The 17,753-nt window shown below is 74.0% G+C and carries 17 protein-coding genes; 12 read left to right on the top strand and 5 right to left on the bottom strand.

What is annotated here, in order from left to right:
• Positions 1–135 precede the first annotated feature (135 nt).
• On the top strand, positions 136–990 hold the full coding sequence (locus tag HTZ82_RS09235; RefSeq protein ID WP_175408823.1) for a MurR/RpiR family transcriptional regulator: 855 nt from the start codon (positions 136–138) through the stop codon (positions 988–990).
• A gap of 88 nt (positions 991–1,078) precedes the next feature.
• On the top strand, positions 1,079–1,645 hold the full coding sequence (locus HTZ82_RS09230; RefSeq protein ID WP_175408822.1) for a hypothetical protein: 567 nt from the start codon (positions 1,079–1,081) through the stop codon (positions 1,643–1,645).
• 2 nt (positions 1,646–1,647) lie between these two features.
• Here the strand turns inward: HTZ82_RS09230 and HTZ82_RS09225 are convergent, their stop codons facing one another.
• From HTZ82_RS09225 to HTZ82_RS09205, 5 genes are all read right to left on the bottom strand, one after another.
• Positions 1,648–2,022 carry a hypothetical protein gene (locus tag HTZ82_RS09225; protein ID WP_175408821.1) on the bottom strand — a complete coding sequence of 125 codons (375 nt, stop codon included), beginning with the start codon at positions 2,020–2,022 and terminating at the stop codon, positions 1,648–1,650.
• Positions 2,023–2,090: 68 nt separating this feature from the next.
• Complete coding sequence (locus HTZ82_RS09220; protein ID WP_175408820.1) at positions 2,091–2,537, bottom strand: roadblock/LC7 domain-containing protein; 447 nt, start codon at positions 2,535–2,537, stop codon at positions 2,091–2,093.
• 10 nt (positions 2,538–2,547) lie between these two features.
• A complete protein-coding gene (locus tag HTZ82_RS09215) occupies positions 2,548–3,240 on the bottom strand; it encodes a transcriptional regulator (protein WP_175408851.1) in 693 nt (230 codons plus the stop codon).
• 23 nt (positions 3,241–3,263) lie between these two features.
• Complete coding sequence (locus HTZ82_RS09210) at positions 3,264–3,677, bottom strand: hypothetical protein (RefSeq protein ID WP_175408819.1); 414 nt, start codon at positions 3,675–3,677, stop codon at positions 3,264–3,266.
• A 132-nt stretch (positions 3,678–3,809) separates the two neighbouring features.
• A complete protein-coding gene (locus tag HTZ82_RS09205) occupies positions 3,810–5,147 on the bottom strand; it encodes a diaminopimelate decarboxylase (protein ID WP_175408818.1) in 1,338 nt (445 codons plus the stop codon).
• A gap of 100 nt (positions 5,148–5,247) precedes the next feature.
• Between HTZ82_RS09205 and hutU the strand changes: the two genes are divergently transcribed.
• The 10 genes from hutU to HTZ82_RS09155 form a co-directional block, all read left to right on the top strand.
• Positions 5,248–6,906, top strand: coding sequence for a urocanate hydratase (gene hutU / locus HTZ82_RS09200; RefSeq protein ID WP_175408817.1), 1,659 nt, complete (start codon positions 5,248–5,250; stop codon positions 6,904–6,906).
• Between the two features lie 152 nt (positions 6,907–7,058).
• Positions 7,059–8,288 (top strand): allantoate amidohydrolase, encoded by a 1,230-nt coding sequence (locus HTZ82_RS09195; protein WP_175408816.1) that lies wholly within the window; start codon positions 7,059–7,061, stop codon positions 8,286–8,288.
• Positions 8,279–9,640 carry a formimidoylglutamate deiminase gene (locus tag HTZ82_RS09190; RefSeq protein ID WP_175408815.1) on the top strand — a complete coding sequence of 454 codons (1,362 nt, stop codon included), beginning with the start codon at positions 8,279–8,281 and terminating at the stop codon, positions 9,638–9,640. Before HTZ82_RS09195 ends, HTZ82_RS09190 begins: the two co-directional genes overlap by 10 nt.
• Positions 9,641–9,675: 35 nt before the next feature.
• Entirely contained in the window at positions 9,676–10,935 is a 1,260-nt protein-coding gene (gene hutI, locus HTZ82_RS09185; RefSeq protein WP_175408814.1) for an imidazolonepropionase, read from the top strand.
• A 155-nt stretch (positions 10,936–11,090) separates the two neighbouring features.
• Positions 11,091–13,337, top strand: coding sequence for a glycosyl hydrolase (locus HTZ82_RS09180; protein ID WP_175408813.1), 2,247 nt, complete (start codon positions 11,091–11,093; stop codon positions 13,335–13,337).
• Between the two features lie 71 nt (positions 13,338–13,408).
• On the top strand, positions 13,409–14,455 hold the full coding sequence (locus HTZ82_RS09175) for a hypothetical protein (RefSeq protein WP_175408812.1): 1,047 nt from the start codon (positions 13,409–13,411) through the stop codon (positions 14,453–14,455).
• Positions 14,456–14,501: 46 nt separating this feature from the next.
• Positions 14,502–14,864 carry a DUF4180 domain-containing protein gene (locus HTZ82_RS09170; RefSeq protein WP_175408811.1) on the top strand — a complete coding sequence of 121 codons (363 nt, stop codon included), beginning with the start codon at positions 14,502–14,504 and terminating at the stop codon, positions 14,862–14,864.
• Between the two features lie 80 nt (positions 14,865–14,944).
• Positions 14,945–15,346, top strand: coding sequence for a DUF4440 domain-containing protein (locus tag HTZ82_RS09165; protein ID WP_175408810.1), 402 nt, complete (start codon positions 14,945–14,947; stop codon positions 15,344–15,346).
• A gap of 206 nt (positions 15,347–15,552) precedes the next feature.
• Positions 15,553–16,665 (top strand): GNAT family N-acetyltransferase, encoded by a 1,113-nt coding sequence (locus HTZ82_RS09160; protein WP_175408850.1) that lies wholly within the window; start codon positions 15,553–15,555, stop codon positions 16,663–16,665.
• Positions 16,658–17,753, top strand: a 1,096-nt coding sequence (locus HTZ82_RS09155; RefSeq protein ID WP_254711740.1) for a glycosyltransferase family 2 protein, incomplete at its 3' end; no start/stop codon positions are given. The genes HTZ82_RS09160 and HTZ82_RS09155, both read left to right, overlap by 8 nt.

Here is a 17,753-nt window from a genome sequence, read left to right as displayed (position 1 = left end):
TGTCCCCCGCGGGGACCGCCGTCGTCCCGCCCCCCGGCAACGGGGGTGCGGCGGTCCCCGCTTTCCTACCCGGCCGGGCTTGCATATGGTCTATTCAGTGGCAGGGGTGACTGAATAGACCAAGGGGGACCCGGCATGAACGAGAGCCCGGGGGCGCGGCTCCAGACGCTGTTCGAGGGGCAGCGGCTGACGCCGACGCAGCGGCGGATCGCGCACTGGATGGTGCGGCGCGCCGCCGACGTGCCGTTCCTGTCGAGCGTGGAGCTCGCCGAGCTGGCCGGCGTCAGCCAGCCGTCCGTCACCCGCTTCGCCGTGGCGCTCGGCTTCGACGGCTACCCCGCCCTGCGCAAGCACCTGCGCGAGGTCGCCCCCGCCGAGACCCCGCAGCCCGGCGCCGGTGACGACGCGGACGCCGAGGTCAACGAGTACCAGCAGGCCGTCCATGCCGAGATCGAGAACCTGCGCCACCTGGCCGAGCTGCTCGCCGACCCCGAGCCCGTCGAGCGGGCCGGGCGGCTGCTCGCCGGCTCCCGGCCGCTGCCCGTGCTCGGGCTGCGGGCGGCCGCCGCCCAGGCCCGGGGTTTCGCGTACTTCGCCGGCAAGGTCCACCCCGACGTACGCCTCCTCGACGAGGGCGGCTCCATGCTCACGGACCGGATCGACAGCTCCGTACGGGCCGGGGCGTCCGTACTGCTCTGCTTCGCCCTGCCGCGGCACCCGCGCGAGGTCGTGGACGCCCTCGCGTACGCCCGTACCGCAGGGCTGACCGTGGTGACCGTCGCCGACTCGGCGTTCGCGCCCGTCGCCAAGCACAGCGACCTGCTGATCCCGGCCGCCGTCGGCACCGCGCTGGCCTTCGACACGGCGTGCGCCCCGATGCTGCTCGGCCGGGTCCTGCTGGAGGCGATGTGCGACGGGCTGCCCGACGCGCAGGCCCGCCTGGAGGAGTTCGACGCCCGGGCGGCGGCCCGCGGGCTGTTCGTGGAGTAGGGCCGCTTCTCAGGGGAATCTCACGGAGTCCCGGTAACCTTCCGCCGCACATCTGCTCGACGAGCCGAGACACGAGGAGGAACGGGACGTGGCGCGCGGAGCACAGGCGCTGGCCAGGGTGGCCGTGGTGGTACGGGCCGGGGCGGCCCCGCTGTGGTGGGCGGGACTCCTCGGGGCGGGTGTCGGAGCCCTGGTGCCCGGGCTCACCGGGCGGCGCATCGGACTGCTGGGCGGAGCCGCGCTGTTCCTGGTCGCGGCCGCCGCCGTGTTCCTGGCCCGGCGCGGCCGCTACCGCGCCCTGGCCGCCGACGCGCCCCGCGCGGCCCGCGCCGACGTGCTCCAGGACCGGGCCGTGACCGTACGGAACTGGCGCCGGGCGCGGCGCTGGTGGCTGCTCCTCGCCTTCCCGGCCGCCGTCGGCTCGTCGTTCGCGCTGCCGGGCGCCGGTGGGCTGCTGATCGCGGGCCTCGGCGCCGGCCTGTGGCTGAAGGCGCAGTGGCTCGGGCAGCGGGAGACCGCCGACGACAGGCTGCTGTGGGTGTCGGTGGACCGGCTCGCCAAGGGCGGCGGCCCGGCCGGCAAGCACGTGGGCACGTACCGCACGACGGGCATCGCCGCGGGGGACGCCGCACCCGGCGGGGCGCGGCGCCGCTGACGTCAGACCTCCAGGTCCGCCTCGATCCGCCGCATCTGGTGGCGGGCCATCGCCAGGTTCGCCCGGTTCTTGTCCAGGGCCAGGTACAGGAACAGGCCGCTGGTGCCGCGTCCCTTGAGAAGGCGGATCAGGTGGTACTGGCTGCCGAGCGTGATCAGGATGTCCTCGATCTCCTCCTTGAGGCCGAGCATCTCCATGGTGCGGACCTTGGCGCGCACGACGTCCGTGTTGCCCGCGGCGGCGACCGCCAGGTCCAGGTCCTTGCCGCCGCCTGCCGTGCCGAGCGCCATGCCGCTCGTGTAGTCCACGAGGGCGGCGCCCAGGGCGCCGTCGATGGCGGTCGTCGCTTCCTTGAGTGCGGTCTCCGCGTTGGCCATGGGAGTCGTTCCTTCCGTTGTCGGGTGTCGCGTCACTCGCGTCACTCGGGTCACTCGGGTCGTTCGGGTCACTCGGGTCGTTCGGGCCGTTCCGGTCGTACGAGGGCGCCGTCGACCAGCTCGCCTATCAGGGCGCTGGACCGGCGGCCCTCCAGGTGCAGGCGGCCGACGTTCACGCGGGGTTCGGCGAGCAGCGTCAGCACGGCGCTGTCGCCCGCCGCGTACGTCGCGACGTAGCCGTGCTCACCGCGCAGCAGCAGCTCCCGGAAGCCGCCCCGGCCGGTGGCGTCGGTGAGCCGCTGCGCCACGCCCAGGGCGGCCGCGGTGAGGGCGGCGACGCCCTCCGGCTCGACGCCGGGGGTGTCCCGCGCCAGGACGAGGCCGTCGACGCTGGCCGCGAGGGCCCCGGTGAGTTGCGGAACCCTGGCGCGCAGGCGCCTGAGCTCGCCGAGCACGTACGGTTCCGCTGACATCAGTTGTCTCCTCTCGGCGCGTTGTCGCAGGGATCGCCTCATGAGCGGGTGGTCACAGCTGTGCCTCCAGGGCGTCGAGGACCCGGCGGAGCAGGGCGACGTCCGGGTCGGGTGGGGTGACTGCGGGGGAGGCGTGGGGAGTCGGGTGCGGCGCGGCGGCCGGTGGCGGGGTCTCCACGAGGCCGGCCGCGGCCAGGCGCCGCACCTCCAGGAGGGTGTGGAACGCCGGGCGGCCCAGGACCCACGCGAGCTGCGCCGGGGTGCGTACGCCGTCGGCGCGGGCCAGCAGGGCGCGGCCCCGGGCGGTGACCGTCTGGCCGGGCGCGGGCGGGCGGGGCACGACGGGCGCGGCGTCGACGTCCGGGTACGGCCACACGCTGTCCAGCAGTTCGCGGCGGCGCAGCGTCTCGCGCTCCACGTCCGCCGCCGACACCGGCCGCGCGGGCCCCGGTTCCGGCCCCGCCCCCGCCCCCGGCCCCGGTTCTGTCTCCGGCTCGGCGCCGTACCGGAACCGGGCCGGGCCCCGGCCGGGCGCGAGCGCGAAGAACGCCGCGTCGTAGAGGGCGCCCAGCCGGCAGATCTCCCGCTCGCCCGCGCCCACCCGGGACGCTCCGCCCAGCAGGACGTCGAGGCCGGGCGCGACCGGGCTCTCGGCGTGCACCACGCACCCGTCGGCCAGGTACAGCGTGCCGTGGTCGCGGACGAGCGCCCCGGTCGCCCGGTCGGCCGCCAGCCGCCGCAGCATCGGCGAGACCACGCCGGCCGCCCTCACAGGACGAGCCGTTCCGCGAGGTCCCGGAGCCGTAATCGGGCGAGGGCCAGGTTGCCGGTGGTGCGGTCGAGCCACACGTGCAGGAAGAGGCTGCTGTCGAAGTTGGTGACGACGAACCTGAGGACGTGGTAGCCGGTGCCGGTGGTGACGATGAGGTCCTCGACCGGCGGGGAACCGCCGGGGCCGCCGCTGTCGGCGGCCGGCGACGCGGTCGGCGACGCGGCGATCGACTCGTACTCCGCCGCCGCGCGCGCCAGTTCGGCGGTCTCGGCGGCCGTCGTCTCGTGGTCACCGACCGGCGACTCGCCGATCGTGCCGAGGGCGAGCCCGCTGGTCCAGTCGACGAGAGCCGCCCCGCGCGCACCCGGCAGGGTCATCGCCTCCAGCAGGCACTCGTCGATTCCGGGCACGCGTGCTCCCCTCCCCGGTTCCAGGCATATGCCTCCGCGTCCAGTGATGGAGACGTTACGCAATGCTCTCCCCACGGGTGGGACTTCTGGCATTTTCCCGTGGAACGTGCCCGGGTCCTGTAGGCTCCGCCGTCACTCCCTCAGCAACGCGTCCCGGTGTTCCCCGCCCGACTCGGCCACGATGTCCGCGGGCCGCTGGGGGGCTCGTACGGTCGCGAACCGCACCGTCCCGTCGGGCCGCGTGACGAACCCGTACACGCCGGGCCGCGGCAGCGAGTTGTACGCGTAGTGGTGCGCGAAGTAGTACGCGCCGGTGTCGAGCGCCGCCACCACGTCGCCGGGCTCCAGCGGCGGCAGCGCCCTGCCGACGGCCAGCAGGTCGCCCGCGAAGCACGCGGGCCCGGCCACGTCCTGGTCCACCAGGGGGCCCGTCTTCGGCAGCCCCTTCGCGTCGTACGCGGCGATGCGCAGCGGCCAGGAGGCGGGGTCGTACACCGTGCGCGTCGCCACCTGGACGCCCGCGTGCGTGACCGCGATGGGCCGCGCGCCCGCCGTCTTGGTGTACTCGACGCGGGCCAGCACCGTGCCGTGCTTGGCCAGCAGCGACCGCCCGAACTCGGTGACCAGCCCGTACCGTCCGTCGAACAGCCCCGGCACCTCGGCGGCGAGCAGCCGCGCGTACGCCGCGTACGTCGGGGTCTCGTCGTCCGAGGTGAAGTTGACCGGCAGGCCGCCGCCGATGTCGATCGTGTCGACCTGGCGGCGTCCGGCCGCCGCGTTGATCTCCTCGGCCAGTTCGTACACCGCCCGTACGCCCGCCGCCATCAGCGGCAGCGGCATGCCCTGGGAGCCGGAGTGGGTGTGCAGCCGGGTCAGCCACGGGCGGTCGAGGAAGGCGCGGACGATCCAGTCGCGCGCCCCCTCGTCGCGCAGCGCGACCCCGAACTTGGACGTTCCGGTGGCGGTGGACAGTGCGTCGATGGACCCGCCGCCGACCTGGGCGTTGATCCGCAGCCCGACGGGGGACGGGGACGGGGCGTTCGTGCGCGAGGCGGCCGCGGGGACGAGGGCGTCGAGGCGGGCCAGCTCCTGTGGGTTGTCGGCGTTGACGGCGACGCCCAGCGCGAGCGCCTCGCGCAGCTCGGCGGGGGTCTTGGCGGGCGAGTCGAGGACGGTGCGGTCCGCCGGAACGCCGGCCGCCCGTGCCAGGGCCAGCTCGCCGGGGCTGGCGACCTCCGCGCCGAGCCCCTCCTCGTACAGCAGGCGCAGGACGGGGACGAGCGGGGAGGCCTTGACGGCGAAGGCGTGCAGGACGGGGGCGCGGGTCACCTCCGCGAAGGCGGTACGGAGTGCGGCGGCGGAGGCGCGGACCCCGGCGGTGTCGAGGAGGGCGACGACGGGTTCGGACTCGGAGAGCAGCGCGTGCTCGACGGCTGCGCGGACGGCCTGATCGCGACGGTCGTAAGCCATGCCCCCAGCCAAACACCCGGCATGCGGCGGCGCAGCGGTTGACTACATCTATTCAGTACTCCAGGATGTGAATAACACACTCACATCCCAGGAGGCATCCATGTCAGGACCCCGCCCCGTACGGGCCCCGCGCGGTACGGAACTGAGCGCCCTGGGATGGCAGCAGGAAGCAGCCCTGCGGATGCTGCAGAACAACCTCGACCCCGAGGTCGCCGAGCACCCCGACAAGCTCGTCGTCTACGGCGGCACCGGCAAGGCGGCCCGCGACTGGCGCTCCTTCGACGCGATGGTCCGCACGCTCCGGACGCTCAAGCAGGACGAGACGATGCTCGTCCAGTCCGGCCGCCCGGTCGGCGTCATGCAGACCCACGAGTGGGCGCCGCGCGTCCTGATCGCCAACTCCAACCTGGTCGGCGACTGGGCGAACTGGGAGGAGTTCCGCCGCCTGGAGGCCCTCGGCCTCACCATGTACGGGCAGATGACCGCCGGGTCGTGGATCTACATCGGCACGCAGGGCATCCTCCAGGGCACGTACGAGACGTTCGCCGCCGTCGCCGCCAAGAAGTTCGGCGGCACCCTCGCCGGGACGATCACCCTCACCGCCGGCCTCGGCGGCATGGGCGGCGCCCAGCCGCTGGCCGTGACGATGAACGACGGCGTCGCCATCTGCATCGACTGCGACCCGCGCGCCATCGAGCGCCGCATCGAGCACCGCTACCTCGACGTCAGGGCCGACTCCCTCGACCACGCCCTCCAGCTCGCGACCGAGGCCCGCGACGCGCGCCGCCCGCTGTCGATCGGCGTCCTCGGCAACGCGGCCGAACTGGTGCCGCAGCTCCTCGCGATGGGCGCGCCCATCGACATCGTCACGGACCAGACGAGCGCCCACGACCCCCTCTCCTACCTGCCTCTCGGCGTCGCCTTCGACGACATGGCGGACGCCGCCGCGAAGGACCCGGCCGGCTTCACGACGCGCGCCCGCGAGTCGATGGCCCGGCACGTGGAGGCCATGGTCGGCTTCATGGACGCGGGCGCCGAGGTCTTCGACTACGGCAACTCGATCCGCGGCGAGGCGCAGCTCGCCGGCTACGACCGGGCGTTCGCCTTCCCCGGCTTCGTACCGGCGTACATCCGGCCGCTGTTCTGCGAGGGCAAGGGCCCGTTCCGCTGGGCGGCCCTGTCCGGCGACGCGTCGGACATCGCGAAGACCGACAAGGCGATCCTCGACCTCTTCCCGGAGAACGAGTCCCTGGCCCGCTGGATCAAGATGGCCGGCGAACGCGTCCACTTCCAGGGCCTGCCGGCCCGTATCTGCTGGCTGGGATACGGCGAGCGGGACCGCGCGGGCGAACGCTTCAACGACATGGTGGCGTCCGGCGAACTGGCCGCCCCGCTCGCCATCGGCCGCGACCACCTCGACTGCGGCTCCGTCGCCTCCCCGTACCGCGAGACCGAGGCCATGCTGGACGGCTCCGACGCCATCGCCGACTGGCCGCTGCTGAACGCCATGGTCAACGTCGCGTCGGGCGCGTCCTGGGTCTCCCTCCACCACGGCGGCGGCGTCGGCATGGGCCGCTCGATCCACGCCGGCCAGGTCACGGTCGCCGACGGCACGCCCCTGGCCGGCGAGAAGATCCGCCGCGTCCTGACGAACGACCCGGGCATGGGCGTGATCCGGCACGTCGACGCGGGCTACGACATCGCGGAGACGGTCGCGGACGCCAAGGGCGTGCGGGTACCGATGCGGGAGGGCCAGTGAGTCCCGCTGTGGGCAGGCGTCCCGCAGGGCGATGGGGGTCCCCCCGGTCGAGCGAAGCCGAGACTGGGGGAGGGTGGGCACAGCGGGACCACCGGCGTGCAGCCGCCCACGAGACGGAAGCGACCCCGAGGGCAGGCGCGTCGTTCCACGACATGTGGGCCGACCTGAGCCCCATCGGGCGGGACGCCCACTCCAAGGGCTACCGCCGCTACGCCTGGACCGGCGCCGACGCCGACTGCCGCACCTGGTTCCAGGAGCAGGCGGAGTCCCGCGGCCTCACCTACGAGACCGACCGCAACGGCAACCAGTGGGCCTGGCTCGGTGACCCCGCCGCGGGGGACGCCGTCGTCACCGGCTCCCACCTGGACTCCGTCCCCGACGGCGGCGCCTTCGACGGCCCGCTGGGCGTCGTCTCCGCCTTCGCCGCGCTCGACGAACTCCACGCCCGCGGTGCCGCCCCCACCCGCCCCCTGGGCATCGTCAACTTCGGCGACGAGGAGGGCGCCCGCTTCGGCCTCGCCTGCGTCGGCTCCCGCCTGACCGCCGGCCGGCTGACGCGGGACGCCGCGTATGAGCTGCGCGACGGCGACGGGATCAGCCTCCCGGAGGCCATGGAGGCCGCCGGCTACGACCCGTCCGCCATCGGCCCCGACCCGGAGCGCCTCGCCCGTATCGGCGCGTTCGTCGAACTCCACGTCGAGCAGGGCCGCGCCCTGGACCTGTCGGGCGACCCGGTCGGCATCGCCTCCGCGATCTGGCCGCACGGCCGCTGGCGGTACGACTTCCGGGGCGAGGCCAACCACGCCGGCACGACCCGGCTGGTCGACCGGCGCGACCCGATGCTGTCGTACGCCGAGACGGTCCTGGCGGCCCGCCGCGAGGCGGAACTGGCCGGTGCCGTCGCGACGTTCGGCAAGGTCGCGGTCGAGCCGAACGGCGTCAACGCCATCCCGTCGCTCGTGCGCGGCTGGCTGGACTCGCGCGCCGCCGACCAGGCGTCCCTGGACACCGTGGTCGCCGCCGTGGAGGCCGCAGCCCAGGAGGCCGCCGACCGCCAGGGCGTCGATCTCACCGTCGTACGGGAGTCGTTCACGCCCGTCGTCGAGTTCGAGCACGCCCTGCGCGACGAGCTCGGCAAGATCCTCACCGAGCGGGGCGCGGCCGCGGGTGCGGGTGTCGGCGGCGACCGCCCGGTCCCGGTCCTGGGTACGGGCGCGGGGCACGACGCGGGCATCCTGTCCGGAACGATCCCCACGGCGATGCTGTTCGTCCGCAACCCCACGGGCGTCTCGCACTCCCCGGCCGAGTACGCCGCCGAGGACGACTGCGTGGCGGGCGTGCACGCCCTGGCCGACGTACTGGAGGGCCTGGCATGCCGCTGACGACGACCCCGCAGACGTACTGGGCGGAGCACGCCTGGCTCCCGGACGGGACCGTCGCCCACGGCGTCGCCCTGGACGTGACCGGGGACCGCGTCACGGCCGTCCGCACGGACGTGACCGCCCCGCCACCGGGCGCCACCGCCCTGCGCGGCCTGACGCTCCCGGGCCTGGCCAACGCCCACAGCCACGCCTTCCACCGGGCCCTGCGCGGCCGCGTCCAGGCAGACAGGGGCACCTTCTGGACCTGGCGCGAGACGATGTACCAGGCCGCGTCCCGCCTGACCCCCGACTCGTACCACGCCCTCGCTCGCGCCGTGTACGCCGAGATGGCGCTCGCCGGCATCACCTCCGTCGGTGAGTTCCACTACCTCCACCACGCGCCCGGCGGCACCCCCTACGCCGACCCCAACGCCATGGGCGAGGCCCTGATCGCGGCGGCCGACGAGGCGGGCGTCCGGATCACGCTGCTCGACACCGTGTACCTCCACGGCGGCCTGACCCGCGACGGCCACACGCCCCTGGAGGGCCCGCAACTGCGGTTCGGGGACGGCTCGGCCGACGCCTGGTACGAGCGCTGGTCCCAGCTCAAGCACCGTGAGCACGCGCGGATCGGCGCCGCGGTCCACTCCGTCCGGGCGTTCTCCGACGCGGACGGGTACGCGACCTTCGCCGCCCGCACCGAGGGCTTCCCGGTGCACATCCACCTGTCCGAGCAGCCCGCCGAGAACGAGGCGTGCCTCGCCGTCCACGGCCGCACCCCCACGCGGCTGCTGCACGACTTCGGCTTCTGGTCGGAGACCACCACGGCCGTCCACGCCACACACCTCACCGACGAGGACATCGCGCTGCTCGGCGCGGCGGGCAGCGGCGTCTGCATGTGCCCCACCACCGAACGCGACCTCGCGGACGGTATCGGCCCGGCGGCCGCCCTCCAGCGCGCCGGCAGCCCCCTGTCCCTGGGCTCCGACAGCCACGCCGTGATCGACCTCCTGGAGGAGGCCCGGGCCATGGAGCTGGACGAGCGCCTCCGCACCCGCGCCCGCGGCCACTGGACGGCCGCCGCGCTGCTCCGCGCCGCCACCGCCGACGGCCACGCCGCGCTCGGCTGGCACGACGCGGGCCGCCTGGAGCCCGGCGCGCTGGCCGACTTCACGACCGTGGCGCTCGACAGCGTCAGGACGGCTGGGCCGCCGCCGCGTCTGGCAGCTGAGACAGCGGTATTCGCCGCGTCGGCAGCGGATGTGCGCCATACAGTCGTGGGCGGCCGCCATGTCGTACGGGACGGAGCCCACGCCCTGGTCCAGGACGTGCCCCGGGCCCTGCGGGACGCGATCGCCGCCCTGCACGACTGACCGCGCCGAAGGAGCCCGAGGAGAGGTCCCTCACCATGAACAGCGCCAACGAGCCGACGAACACACCCCCCGCGACCGCCGGCCCCGACACGACGAACAGCACCGTCGCGCCGACGGCCACCACGGCCACCGTCATCACCAACATCGCCAGCCTGGTCACGAACGACCCCTCCCTCGGTGACAGCTCCCCCCTCGGACTGATCGAGAACGCGGCGGTCGTCATCGAAGGCGACCGCGTCGTCTGGATCGGTGAATCAAGCAAAGCACCCGCCACTGACAATCAGTTCGACGCCGACGGCCGGGCGGCGATCCCCGGCTTCGTCGACTCCCACTCGCACCTGGTCTTCGCGGGCGACCGCACCGCCGAGTTCAACGCCCGCATGTCCGGGCAGCCGTACAAGGCGGGCGGCATCCGCACGACCGTCGCGGCGACCCGCGCCGCCACCGACGCCGCGCTCGAAGCCAACCTGACCCGCTACCTCGATGAAGCCCTCCGCCAGGGCACCACCACCTTCGAGACGAAGTCCGGCTACGGCCTGACGGTCGAGGACGAGGCCCGCGCCCTGCGCATCGCGTCCCGCCACACCGACGAGGTCACGTTCCTGGGCGCGCACATCGTGTCCCCTGACCACGCGGACGACCCGGCGGCATACGTCGCCCTTGTCACCGGCGAGATGCTGGAGGCCTGCGCCCCGTACGCCCGCTGGATCGACGTGTTCTGCGAGAAGGGCGCGTTCGACGGCGACCAGGCCCGGGCGATCCTCACCGCGGGCAAGGCGCGCGGCCTGCACCCCCGTATCCACGCCAACCAGCTCTCGTACGGCCCGGGCGTGCAGCTCGCGGTGGAGCTGGACGCGGCGAGCGCGGACCACTGCACGCACCTCACGGACGCCGACGTGGACGCCCTGGCCCACAGCGCGACGGTCGCGACGCTCCTCCCCGGCGCCGAGTTCTCGACCCGCGCCGACTGGCCGGACGCCCGCCGCCTGCTCGACGCGGGCGCGACGGTCGCGCTGTCCACGGACTGCAACCCGGGCTCGTCGTTCTCGTCGTCCATGCCGTTCTGCATCGCCCTGGCGGTACGGGACATGGGCATGACGCCCGACGAGGCCGTCTGGTCCGCCACGGCGGGCGGCGCCGCGGCCCTGCGCCGCACCGACATCGGCCGCCTCACCCCCGGCGCCCGCGCCGACCTGGCCCTGCTGGACGCCCCGTCCCACGTCCACCTGGCGTACCGCCCGGGCGTCCCCCTGGTCTCGACGGTCTGGCGCGCGGGCGTACGCTCGGCGGGATGACGGTCTCGGCGTGACGCCCGTCTCGGCCGTGATGGCCGCCGTAACGGCCGCCGTAACGGCCGCCGTAACGGCCGAGACGCCCCCTTCTCCTCAACTGGCCCTCCCCGTACCGTCGTTCCCGTTTGGAACGGGCACGGCGATGGGGAGGGTTGTCGATGCGTCGCAGACGTCTGCTGCCGCTGGTTCTCGCAGCGGTCACAGGAGCCGCGCTGTTCACCGCACCGTCGGTCACAGCGGCACCACCGGTCACAGCGACGGCTTCCGAACCGTCACCGGACGACATCTACCGCCCCGTCCGAGGCCCCTCGGCCCCGGCCGACTACCGCTACCAGCAGAAGGCGGTGCCCGGCGAGGGCATCCCGCGCCGCGCCCATGAGGAGGCGGCGGCGCAGGCGGCGCGCATCCCCGCGATCGGCGGCCGCTGGCGGAACGTCGGCCCGACGGACATCGGCGGCCGTATCGTCTCGCTCGCCCTCGACCCGCTGCGCGCCGACACCCTGTACGCGGCCGCCGCCAGCGGTGGCCTGTGGCGCAGTACGGACGCGGGCGCCACGTTCCACTCGGTCTGGCCGGACGCCATGACCCAGGCGATGGGCGCGGTCGCCGTCGCACCCGACGGCACCCTGTACGCCGGTACGGGTGAGCCGAACCCGGGCGGCGGCAGCATCACGTACGAGGGCACCGGCCTGTACCGCAGCACCGACGGGGGCGCCCACTGGACCCGTATCGGCCTGCGCGACTCGGGCGCGATCAGCGCCATCACCGTCGACCCGGCCGACCCGCGCCGCCTGTACGTCGCGGCGGCCGGCTCCCTCTACAACGGCGGCGGCGACCGCGGCGTGTACCGCTCTGAGGACGGCGGCGCGACCTGGGAGCGCATCCTGGAGGGCGAGAACGCGTTCACGGGCGCCACGGAGATCGTCGTGGACGGCGACCGCCTGTACGCGGTGCTGTGGGACCACCGCCGCCGCCCCGACGCCCGTACGTACGGAGGCGTCGGCTCCGGGATCTTCCGGTCGACGGACGACGGCGCGACGTGGCAGCGCCTCGGGGGCGGCCTGCCGCCGCGCGGCGAGGACGTGGGAAGGATGGGCCTGGCGGTATCGGGCGACCGTCTGTACGCGATCGTGAACAGAACGAGCGGCTCCTTCGAAGGCTTCTACAGCTCGACGGACGCGGGCGAGACGTGGACGAAGGCCCCGCCGGACAAGGCGCTGGCCGACTCCCAGTCCAGCTTCGGCTGGTGGTTCGGCAAGGTGTGGACGGACCCGGCGGACGCGGACCACGTCCATGTGGCGGGCGTGGCGCTCCTCACGACGAAGGACGCGGGCCGCACCTGGTCGGCCGACTCCACGAGCATGCACGTCGACCATCACGCCATGGTGTGGGACCCGCGCCGCCCGGGCCGCGTCTACCTGGGGAACGACGGCGGCGTGTACCGCTCCGACGCGAACGGCGACGGCGGCTGGGTCAAGTCCCGCCACCAGCCGTACACCCAGCTCTACAGCGCCGCGATCACCCCGCAGGACACCAGCCGCGTCTCGGGCGGCGCGCAGGACAACGGCTCGATCCGCTCGTGGGGCGGCGACGGCTGGAACGAGTACCTCGGCGGCGACGGCGAGGAGAACCTGATCAACCCGACCGACAAGAACAACGTCTTCGCCTGCTACCAGTACGGCAACTGCTTCCGCTCCACGGACGGCGGCGACACGCTGACGTACTTCGCGAACGCGACGACGTACAAGCGCCGCAACTGGTTCACGCCGGTTGTTTTTGACCCGAGGAACCCGCGGATCCTGTACTACGGCGCCGAGGTCCTGAACCGCTCCACGGACGGCGGCGTGACGTGGACGCCGATCAGCCCCGACCTGACCGGCGGCCCGGGTACGGACCCGAACTACCCCAACTACGGCACGATCACGTCCATCGCCCCGGCGTCGGACGGCCGCACGATCTACGTGGGCACGGACGACGGCAGGGTCTGGTCGACGCGCGACGGCGGAACGACGTGGACCAAGCTGGCGGAGAACCGCCCCTGGGTGACGCGAGTCGTGGTGGACGACAAGAACCCCGCCCACCTCTGGACCACCCACTCCGGCTACCGCTCGGGCTCCCCGCTGCCGCACGTGTACGCCTCCACGGACGGCGGCCGCACCTGGCGCGACCTGTCGGGCAACCTCCCGCCGGCCCCGGTCAACGACCTGGTGGCGGCCCGCGCGGGCATCCTCTACATCGCGACGGACCAGGGCGTCTTCACCAGCCTCACAGGCAAGGGCCACTGGCTCCGCCTGGGCCGGGGCATGCCCCAGGTGCCGGTGGACGACATCGAGTACGACCCCACCCACAACCGCCTGGTGGCGGCGACCTTCGGAAGGGGCTTCTACGAGTTGACGACGCTGTAATCCTCCGGGGCGGCGGCCGCACGCGACTAGGTTGTACGGGGCCGCCCCCGCCGAGAGGACGACGCGACCCGATGCCCCGCACCACCCCGCCCCGCCCGCTCGACGTGGAGCGCCTGTTCCCCGAGCTGGCCGCGTACCGCCGTACGGCCACGCGGCTGCACCCGCGCCCCGGAACCCCGAGCGCCCGGGACAGCTCGGTGGGCGGCCCGCTGCTGTGGCCGGCGGACGAGCCGTGGCCGGTGTGCACGGACCCGCACCAGCGCATCTGCGACGGCCGGCGCACCGGCCACGTCCGCCTGCAGCGGCACCTCCTGGACGCGCTGTGGAACCGGGAACCGGCTCCCGGCGCACCGCCCGGCCCCACCGACGAGGACCGCGAGCTGCTGACGGCCGTCGATGAGGACGCGCGCGTGCCGGGCGGCCCGCCGCCCGGCGACCCGCTGCCTCTGATGGCGGTGGCCCAGCTGTACCGGCGTGACATCCCGGACCTCCAGCCGGGGCCCGACGGCGCCGACCTGCTCCAGGTCTTCTGGTGCCCGTTCGACGTGCACGGCAACGGCTGGCAGCCGTCGCTGCACCTGCGCTGGCGGCACGCGGCCGACGTGGACGGCGCCGCCGTCCTGCCCGACCACGACCAGCCGGAGCCGCCCGTGGTCGGCTTCGCGAGCCACGTCCCGGCGCCGTGCGTTCTCCACCCGGAGCAGGTCGTGGAGTACCCGTACGCCGACTTCCTCCCGGAGGACCTGCGCGACCGCGTCGACGCGTGGGAGGGCCCGGTGGAGGAGCTGGCGACGAAGGACGTCCTCTACCAGTACGACCTGTCGATCGCTCCCGGCTGGAAGGCCGGCGGATACGCGTCCTGGCACAGGACCGACCCGATGCCGATGGACTGCACCGCGTGCGGACGGCCCATGGAGCCGCTGCTCGCCATCGACAGCACCGAGTGGGACGCCGGCAGCCGCAGCTGGATGCCGCTGGAGGACCGGCCGCCGAACGGCCACCGCGCTCCGCACGGCAGCCACGCACCGACGGGGGTCACGGTCGGCCGAGGCGGCGAACTGTACGTCTTCACCTGCCCGGCCGACCCCGGCCACCCGCACGGCGTCGCCATCCAATAGGAAAACGCGTCGACGGCCGCCACCGCCCGGAATAGCGTGGACGCCCATGACCACCCTGGAGACGATCAACGACGTGCCGGTCCTGCTGTGCCCGCCCGAGGGCGACCCCATCCGCGGCGAGGCCGACGCCCTGGACCTCATCGGCGACGCCGGCTACCAGGGCGCCCAGTGGGTCGTCATCCCGGCGGAGCGGCTCGACGAGTCGTTCTTCCACCTCCACACGCGCGTGGCGGGCGACATCATCCAGAAGTTCGCCAACTACCGCCTGGGCGTGGCGATCACGGGCGACATCTCCCGCCACACGGAGTCCAGCCCGGCCCTGCGCGACTTCGTCCGCGAGTGCAACCGGGGCCGCCAGACCTGGTTCCTGTCCGGCACGGAGGAACTGGCGGAGCGCCTGAAGAGCTGACGTCGCCCGATCCCTCGCGCCGCTACGGTTCCTCACGCGACCGACCCCCCCGGACAGCAGGTGCGTGTTACCGTCGCGCCGTGTCCAAGGCCGAAATCGACGCCGTCACCGCCGAGTTCTTCGGTTCCTTCGACAACCGGGGCGGCAAGGCCGCCGGCCTGGAGCGGATCCGGCGGCTGGTGATTCCCGGTGGGGTGATCGTCATGACCGGCCCGCAGTTCACGGTCTACACCGTGGAGGAGTTCATCGAGCCCCGCCGACGGCTGCCGGCCGACGGGCGGCTGGTCGAGTTCTCCGAGTGGGAGACCTCCGAGCGCACCGAGATCGCGGGTGACATCGCGTCGCGGTTCGGTGAGTACCGCAAGTCCGGGATCCTGGACGGTGAGCCGTTCGAGGGCGGCGGGACGAAGACCATCCAGTTCGTCCGCACTGCCGAGGGCTGGCGGATCGCCGCCTTCGCCTGGTACGACGACCAGCCCTGACCGGCGCGGTAGCGGCGCGGTAGCGGCGCTGCACCGGTGCCCGGCCGGGCACCCCGCGTCCCGGGTCGGTCACAACTTGGGCGATTGACCCTGTCCTGGAGGGATGTCCACCGGTACCGTCCTGTTCCAGCAAGACTCAGGGGGAGACCGGGGGGTCCGAGTTGAGCGGTGCACGTGACGGTGGGGTACGCGACGGCGAGGTGCGGATACGGGCGCGGGTCGTCGCGCCGCAGGATCTGACCGCGCGTGAGGTCGACGTCTGGCGGGAGCTGCGGGCCAAGCGCGGCGGCGGGCCCGCCAACCCGTTCATGGAGCCCGAGTTCACCCTCGCCGTCGGCCGCGCCCGGCCCCGTACCGCCCGGGTCGCCGTGCTGCGCGGCGAGGACGACGAGCCGCTCGGGTTCTTTCCGTACGAGAGAGGGGCGCTCGGCATCGGGCGTGCCATCGGGTTCGGCGTGTCCGACTGCCAAGGGGCCGTCCTGCGGCCCGGGCTGGCCCTGTCCGCGCGCGGGCTGCTGCGCGCCTGCCGGCTCTCCGCCTGGGAGTTCGACAACCTCGAAGCCGGGCAGGACCTCTTCGCGCACGGCGTCGCCGAATCGTTCTCCTCGCCCGTCATCGACATCGGTGACGGGTACGCCGCGTACGAGGCGCTCCTGCGCGAGCAGTCGCCCAAGTTCCTGCGGACCACCCTCGCCAAGGAGCGCAGACTCGGGCGGCGGAGCGAGGCCGACGGCGGGCTGCGGTTCGTGTTCGACGAGGCCGATCCGCGCGCCCTGCGCACCCTGATGGCCTGGAAGTCCGCCCAGTACCGGCGCACCGGCCGCCGCGACCGGTTCGCCCAGGCCTGGATCAGCCGCCTCGTCCGCGACCTGCACCGCACCCGCGCACCCGGCTGCTCCGGTGTCCTGTCCGTCCTGTACGCGGGCGAGCGGCCCGTCGCCGCGCACTTCGGGCTCCGCTCCCGCACCGTGCTGTCCTGCTGGTTCCCCTCCTACGACCCGGCCTTCGCCAAGTACTCGCCCGGCCTCGTCCTGCACCTGCGCATGGCCGAGGCCGCCGCACGCGAAGGCATCGGCATGCTCGACCTGGGGCGGGGCGCCGCCGAGTACAAGGACTCCCTCAAGACGGGGGAGCTCCAGGTCCACGAAGGTGCCTGCGTACGGCCCGGTACGGGCGCCGCGCTGCACTGGCTCGGCCGCGAGCCCGTACGCCGCGCCCACAGCTACGTACGCAACCGTCCCCGGCTCGCCGACCACGGCCGGCGCGCCCTCAACCAGGTGGGGAGGCTTCGTGGGCGGACCCATGGGACCCATGGATGACGCACCCGGCGGTACGCTCGCCGCGCCCGTCGGTGTCCTGGAGCTCGACCTCGACGGGGCCGACGGCGCGCCCCTCTCCTTACGGCCCGCCCCCGGCGCCCCGCCCCCCGCACCCGGCGGGCCCGTCTACGTCCTCGTCCGCCTCCGCGGCCGGCCCGCCGCCACGCTGCTCACCCGCCTCCCGGACGGCGACGACGACCCCGCCCGCCACCTCGCCGCCCTCGCCCGCCGAAAGCTCGGCCGCCACCGGGCGGAACCGGAACCGGAACCCGAACCGGCCGTCCGCCCGCCCCGCGCCACCGTCGTCGTCGCCACCCGCGAACGCGCCGGACAGCTCGCCCGCTGCCTCGACTCGCTCCTCGGCCAGGACCACCCCGACCACGACGTCCTCGTCGTCGACAACGCGCCCCTGACCTCCGCCACCGAGGACCTCGTGCGCCACAAGTACGGTGACCGCGGCGTCCGTTACGTACGCGAGGACACGCCCGGCCTCGCCGCCGCCCACAACCGGGGCATCGCCGCGGCCGGCCCGGACAGCGACGTCCTGGCCTTCACCGACGACGACGTCATCGCCGACCCGCACTGGCTCACCGCCCTCACCGCGCCCTTCGCCGCGGACCCGCGCATCGGCTGCGTCACCGGCCTGATCCTGCCCGCCCGCCTCCGGACGCCCGCGCAGGTCCTGCTGGAGAGCCACGGCGGCTTCGCCAAGGGATTCGCGGTACGCGACTACGACCCGCACCGGCCGCCACCCGACGAGCCCCTCTTCCCGTTCACCGCCGGGCGCTTCGGCTCCGGCGCCAACATGGCCTTCCGCACCCGGGCGCTGAAGGCCGTCGGCGGCTTCGACCCCGCCACCGGCACCGGAACACCGGCCCGCGGCGGCGACGACCTGTACGGGTTCGTCCGCGTCCTCACCGCCGGGCACCGGCTCCGCTACACGCCCGACGCCGTCGTCTGGCACCACCACCGCGAGACCTGGCAGGACCTGCGCAACCAGGCGTACGGATACGGCGCCGGGCTCACCGCGTGCCTCACCGCCCTCCTCGTACGCCGCCCCGCCCTGCTCCCCGCGCTCCTCGCCCGGC

The organism is Streptomyces sp. TRM64462 (assembly GCF_013362995.1).
Taxonomy (GTDB): Bacteria; Actinomycetota; Actinomycetes; order Streptomycetales; family Streptomycetaceae; genus Streptomyces.
Note: the sequence above shows the minus strand (reverse complement) of the source record. Positions and strands in the feature narration are given on the sequence as shown.

Bases quoted from the DNA above. Each gene is read 5' to 3' on its own strand.
- HTZ82_RS09235 (WP_175408823.1), top strand. From the start codon at position 136: ATGAACGAGAGCCCGGGGGCGCGGCTCCAGACGCTGTTCGAGGGGCAG.
- HTZ82_RS09225 (WP_175408821.1), bottom strand. From the start codon at position 2,022: ATGGCCAACGCGGAGACCGCACTCAAGGAAGCGACGACCGCCATCGAC.
- HTZ82_RS09220 (WP_175408820.1), bottom strand. From the start codon at position 2,537: ATGAGGCGATCCCTGCGACAACGCGCCGAGAGGAGACAACTGATGTCA.
- HTZ82_RS09215 (WP_175408851.1), bottom strand. From the start codon at position 3,240: ATGCTGCGGCGGCTGGCGGCCGACCGGGCGACCGGGGCGCTCGTCCGC.
- HTZ82_RS09205 (WP_175408818.1), bottom strand. From the start codon at position 5,147: ATGGCTTACGACCGTCGCGATCAGGCCGTCCGCGCAGCCGTCGAGCAC.
- hutU (WP_175408817.1), top strand. From the start codon at position 5,248: ATGTCAGGACCCCGCCCCGTACGGGCCCCGCGCGGTACGGAACTGAGC.
- HTZ82_RS09195 (WP_175408816.1), top strand. From the start codon at position 7,059: ATGTGGGCCGACCTGAGCCCCATCGGGCGGGACGCCCACTCCAAGGGC.
- HTZ82_RS09190 (WP_175408815.1), top strand. From the start codon at position 8,279: ATGCCGCTGACGACGACCCCGCAGACGTACTGGGCGGAGCACGCCTGG.
- hutI (WP_175408814.1), top strand. From the start codon at position 9,676: ATGAACAGCGCCAACGAGCCGACGAACACACCCCCCGCGACCGCCGGC.
- HTZ82_RS09180 (WP_175408813.1), top strand. From the start codon at position 11,091: ATGCGTCGCAGACGTCTGCTGCCGCTGGTTCTCGCAGCGGTCACAGGA.
- HTZ82_RS09175 (WP_175408812.1), top strand. From the start codon at position 13,409: ATGCCCCGCACCACCCCGCCCCGCCCGCTCGACGTGGAGCGCCTGTTC.
- HTZ82_RS09170 (WP_175408811.1), top strand. From the start codon at position 14,502: ATGACCACCCTGGAGACGATCAACGACGTGCCGGTCCTGCTGTGCCCG.